This window comes from Mycobacterium sp. 1245805.9 (genome assembly GCF_001672915.1).
GTDB lineage: Bacteria > Actinomycetota > Actinomycetes > Mycobacteriales > Mycobacteriaceae > Mycobacterium.
On sequence record NZ_LZKR01000187.1, the window covers coordinates 1 to 4,806 of the forward strand.

The 4,806-nt window shown below is 70.0% G+C and carries 6 protein-coding genes; 3 read left to right on the forward strand and 3 right to left on the reverse strand.

Features of this window, described 5'->3' with window-relative positions; all coding sequences use genetic code 11:
- The 3 genes from A9X00_RS24845 to A9X00_RS24855 form a co-directional block, all read left to right on the forward strand.
- The coding region (locus tag A9X00_RS24845) for a C39 family peptidase (protein WP_156772280.1) at positions 1–611 on the forward strand (611 nt) is incomplete at its 5' end.
- Positions 612–677: 66 nt separating this feature from the next.
- Positions 678–1,514 carry a cyclodehydratase gene (locus A9X00_RS24850; protein WP_067159590.1) on the forward strand — a complete coding sequence of 279 codons (837 nt, stop codon included), beginning with the start codon at positions 678–680 and terminating at the stop codon, positions 1,512–1,514.
- A 67-nt stretch (positions 1,515–1,581) separates the two neighbouring features.
- Positions 1,582–2,922 carry an ABC1 kinase family protein gene (locus A9X00_RS24855; RefSeq protein WP_369830792.1) on the forward strand — a complete coding sequence of 447 codons (1,341 nt, stop codon included), beginning with the start codon at positions 1,582–1,584 and terminating at the stop codon, positions 2,920–2,922.
- 79 nt (positions 2,923–3,001) lie between these two features.
- Here the strand turns inward: A9X00_RS24855 and A9X00_RS24860 are convergent, their stop codons facing one another.
- From A9X00_RS24860 to A9X00_RS24865, 3 genes are all read right to left on the reverse strand, one after another.
- The gene (locus A9X00_RS24860; protein ID WP_067159587.1) at positions 3,002–3,268 is read right to left on the reverse strand and encodes a WhiB family transcriptional regulator; all 267 of its coding nucleotides are present in this window, start codon (positions 3,266–3,268) and stop codon (positions 3,002–3,004) included.
- A 136-nt stretch (positions 3,269–3,404) separates the two neighbouring features.
- Positions 3,405–3,566 (reverse strand): hypothetical protein, encoded by a 162-nt coding sequence (locus tag A9X00_RS32180; RefSeq protein WP_232006927.1) that lies wholly within the window; start codon positions 3,564–3,566, stop codon positions 3,405–3,407.
- Between the two features lie 102 nt (positions 3,567–3,668).
- The coding region (locus A9X00_RS24865; protein WP_197515261.1) for an ATP-dependent DNA helicase UvrD2 at positions 3,669–4,806 on the reverse strand (1,138 nt) is incomplete at its 5' end.

The window sequence follows — 4,806 nt, forward strand, 5'->3', positions numbered from 1 at the left end:
GCTCGCCGAGGACCTCGACGCCCGGCAGCAGGTCCGGGTGTTGCCAGACGGCGTCGCGCGACCCGGACGCGGCGGCCAAGTATTGGGTGCAGCAGTCGCTGGAGGACACCTGCGGGCTGGCTTCGGTGGCCGACGTCGTCGGCGAGGTCACCGGCAACGCGCCGACGGAAAAGCAGATCATCAAGCTGGCCCAGAGCACGCCCTCGGTGATCCGCGACGGCCCGATCTACCTGCCCACCGGCGACCCGGGGCATGAGACGGAAGCCGGTGGCATCGACATGGCCGACACGGTCGTGCTGCTGGAGCACTACGGCATCAAGTCGCGGATGATCTACGACACGCAGCCCGACCAGACCGGGCTGTCGGCGCTGGAGCAGTACCTCGGTTCCGGCCGCAAGGTGATCGCGTGGGTCAACGGCGGAACCATTTTGAACAGCGACGACCAGCGCACCTCGCCCGATCACTTGCTGGTGGTCACCGGGGTTGACACCAACAACGACACCGTGCACCTCAACGACCCCTACGCCGATCACGCCAACACGAAGGTCAGCATCAAACGCTTCATGACGGCCTGGAAGACCGGGCAGAAGTCGATCGTCGTCACGGGCTGACCGGGCGCTGTGGATAGCTGAGCGCGGGGTCGCCGGTCGGTTTGGCAAAGTCAGCCCGTGGTCTCGATGTATGCGCTGGACCCGGGGATGCCGGTGCTGTTGCGGCCCGACGGGGCCGTGCAGGTCGGCTGGGATCCGCGCCGGGCCGTGCTGGTCCGCCCGCCGTGCGGCCTGCCCCCAGCCGAGCTGGCCACGCTGCTGCGGTCCATGCGGTCACCCACGCCGCTATCCGAGCTGCGGCGCCAGGCCGTCGACCGCGGATTGCGCGACGGTGACGGCCTGTCCCACCTCGTCGCGCAACTGGTGGGGGCGGGCGTCGCGACCGAATGCCGGCGCCCCCGGGGCCGGTCGGCGTCGATCCGCGTCCACGGCCGCGGGCCGCTGTCCGAACTGCTCGTGGAATCGTTGCGCTGCTCGGGGGCCCGCGTCGCGCACAGCAGCCAACCGCACGCCGCCGTGTCCCCCGACGCCGTCGACCTGGTGGTGCTGTCGGACTACCTGGTCGCCGACCCGCGCATGGTGCGCGACCTACACGCGCGCGGCGTCCCGCACCTTCCGGTTCGCGTCCGCGACGGCACCGGTCTGGTGGGCCCGCTGGTCATCCCCGGCGTGACCAGCTGCCTCGGCTGCGCCGATCTGCACCGCAGCGACCGCGACGCCGCGTGGCCGGCCATCGCCGCCCAGCTGCGCGACACCGTCGGCGTGGCCGACCGGGCCACCCTGCTCGCGACCGCGGCCCTGGCGCTGAGCCAGGTGAACCGGGTGATCGCGGCGGTGCGCGGCCAGCAGGCGGTGCCCGACCCGGCGCCGCCGCCGGCGCTGAACGCCACGCTGGAGTTCGACCTGGGTGCCGGCTCGATCGTCGCGCGCCAGTGGACCAAGCACCCGCTGTGCTCGTGCTAGCCCACCCGCCCCACGCCGACGACGACCTATGGTCCGGATCACGGGTCCCGCGCGGCGACCGTCGTGGATGATGGACAACGTGGCAGACATCAAACGCGGTCGCGCTGCGCGCAACGCGAAGCTGGCCAGCATCCCCGTCGGCTTCGCCGGCCGGGCGGCCCTCGGCTTCGGCAAGCGTCTGACGGGCAAGTCCAAGGACGAAGTCCAGGCCGAGATGCTCGAGAAGGCCGCCAACCAGTTGTTCACGGTGCTGGGCGAGCTCAAGGGCGGGGCGATGAAGGTCGGCCAGGCCCTGTCGGTGATGGAGGCCGCCATCCCCGAGGAGTACGGCGAGCCCTACCGCGAGGCGCTGACCAAGCTGCAGAAGGACGCCCCGCCGCTGCCCGCCGCCAAGGTGCACCGGGTGCTGGACGCCCAGCTGGGCACCAAGTGGCGGGACCGGTTCAGCTCGTTCGACGACACCCCGATCGCCTCGGCCAGCATCGGCCAGGTGCACCGAGCGGTGTGGTCCGACGGCCGCGACGTCGCGGTCAAGATCCAGTACCCGGGCGCCGACGAGGCGCTGCGCGCCGACCTGAAGACCATGCAGCGGATGGTCAGCGTGGTCAAGCAGCTCTCGCCGGGCGCCGACGTCCAGGGCGTGGTCGACGAGTTGATCGAGCGCACCGAGATGGAACTCGACTACCGGCTGGAGGCCGACAACCAGCGCAAGTTCGCCAAGGCGTATCAGGACAGCCCGCACTTCCTGGTGCCGCACGTCGTGGCCAGCGCGCCCAAGGTGGTGGTCCAGGAGTGGATCGAGGGGATCCACATGGCGGAGATCATCCGCAACGGCACCCCCGAGCAGCGCGACCTGATCGGCACCCGCCTGCTCGAGCTCACCTTCGACGCGCCCCGCCGGCTGGGCATGCTGCACGGCGACGCCCACCCCGGGAACTTCATGCTGATGCCCGACGACCGGATGGGCGTCATCGACTTCGGTGCCGTCGCACCGCTGCCCGGGGGCTTTCCCGTCGAACTCGGGATGACGATCCGGTTGGCGCGCGACAAAAACTACGACCTGCTGTTGCCGACGATGGAGAAGGTCGGCTTCATCCAGAAGGGCCAGCAGGTGTCGGTCCGCGACATCGACGAAATGCTGCGCCAGTACGTCGAACCGATCCAGGTCGACGTCTTCCACTACACCCGCAAGTGGCTGCAGAAGATGACCCTGGTTCAGATGGACCGGTCGGTTTCCCAGATCAGGACGGCCCGGCAGATGGACCTGCCGCCCAAGCTGGCCATACCGATGCGGGTCATCGCGTCGGTCGCCGCGATCCTCTGCCAGCTCGACGCGCACGTGCCGATCAAGGCGCTGTCGGAGGAGCTGATCCCCGGCTTCGCCGAGCCCGACACCGCCGTCGTCTAACTCCGCGAGGGTGCAACTACCGACGCCGTTTCTCGAGAAACGTGTCGGCAGTTGCACTTTCGCGGCCTAGATTTCCCTACTAGGCGGCGACGTCTTTGCGGGGACGTCCGCGCGGTCGTTTGCGGCTGACGATCGAGCCGCGTTCGATGATCTCGCCGCCCCACACGCCCCAGGGCTCGGCCCGCTCCAGCGCCGCCGTCAGGCACTGGCGGCGGACCGGGCAGCCCGCGCACAGCGTCTTCGCGCGCTCGAGGTCGGCCGGCGCCTCGGCGAACCAAAGGTCGGGATCGGCGACGTGACAAGGCAATTCCGGCAGCCTCGGTCTGGGGACTGGCAGTGCCGACATGTCCTGTTCACCTGCTTCCTGGTCGGGTGGCTGTCCTTCGCGGTGATCCGGACCAGGTTGGGAGGCTTCCCAAATAGGTGTGGCCACGGATCCTGTTGACTTCGGGTCCGTGGCCATCTGGGCAAAACCGGGCTAGTTAGGTATGACCCCGATTCACGGACGCGTCGGTCGCGGCGGCGACACGGTGCTTGACCGCTGCCGCCGACACGGCGGCATGGGCGGCGTGGGAGGTGGCCTTGGACCGGCCTTCACCGAGCACCGAGGCGGCCACGCGTACACCGAACGCGTTGGTGATCATCGTGGTGCGCCTCCTCTCAGCTGGCAGCGATCTGCGGTTTCGAGGGTAAATGGTAGCGGACCCCGCCCACAACCGATTTTCTGACCTGCGGTTTCGGCGCGCTCAGCGGGCCTGCCGGACCAGCTGCAGCACGTCAGGACCGTACTGTTCGAGCTTTCGCGCGCCGATGCCCGGGATCGCGATCAGCGCCGCGTCGTCGTCGGGGAGCAGCTCGGCGATGGCGATCAGGGTGTTGTCGGAAAAGACGATGTACGGGGGCATCTTCTGTTCGGTGGCGACGTTTAGCCGCCACGCCTTGAGCTTGAGCAACAGCTCCTCGTTGACGTCGCCGGCGCACGTCGTGCAGCGCCGCAGCATGATGGCCGCCGGGGTGGTCAGGTCGTTGTTGCAGATCCGGCAGCGCGTCGCCGTCCCCCGGTTACGCCGGGACCTGGCCGGCGCGGCGTCCGCGCGCGTCTGGGGCGCGATGCCGTTGAGGAACCGCGACGGCTTGCGGCTCTGCCGCCCGCCGGGGCTGCGGGCCAGCGTCCAGCTGAGCGCCAAATGTATTCGCGCCCTTGTGATTCCGACGTAGAGCAGCCGGCGCTCCTCCTCGACGGCCTCGCTTTCGGGGCCGTGCGCCAGCGCGTGCGAGATCGGTAGCGTGCCGTCGGCCAGCCCGACCAAAAACACCGCGTCCCACTCGAGCCCCTTCGCCGCGTGCAGCGAGGCCAGCGTGACGCCCTGCACCACAGGCGGGTGGCGTGAGTCGGCGCGCATCCGCAGCTCGGCCAGCAGCCCGGGCAGGTCGAGCTGCGGGCGCTGCGCCACCTCGTGCTCGACCAGCTCGGCCAGCCCCGCCAGCGCCTCCCAGCGATCCCGGGCCCGGGTGCCGGTCGGTTCGTCGGCCGTCAGCCCGAGCGGCTCGAGTACCGCGCGGACGACGTCGGGCAACGGGGTGTCCGGATCTGCGTCGCCGCGCTCGGCCGCGCGCTGCAGCGCCAACAGCGCCTGCTTGATCTCCTGGCGGTTGAAAAACCCCTCGCCGCCGCGGATCTGGTAGGTGATGCCGGCCTCGGTCAGGGCCTCCTCGTAGACCTCGGATTGCGCGTTGACCCGGTAGAGCACCGCGATCTCCGACGGCGCGGTGCCGGATTCGATCAGCCGGGCGATCGACTTGGCGACCGCGGCGGCCTCGGCGGTTTCGTCGGGGTGCTCGTGAAACGACGGCACCGGGCCGGGCGCGCGCTGGCCGGACAGC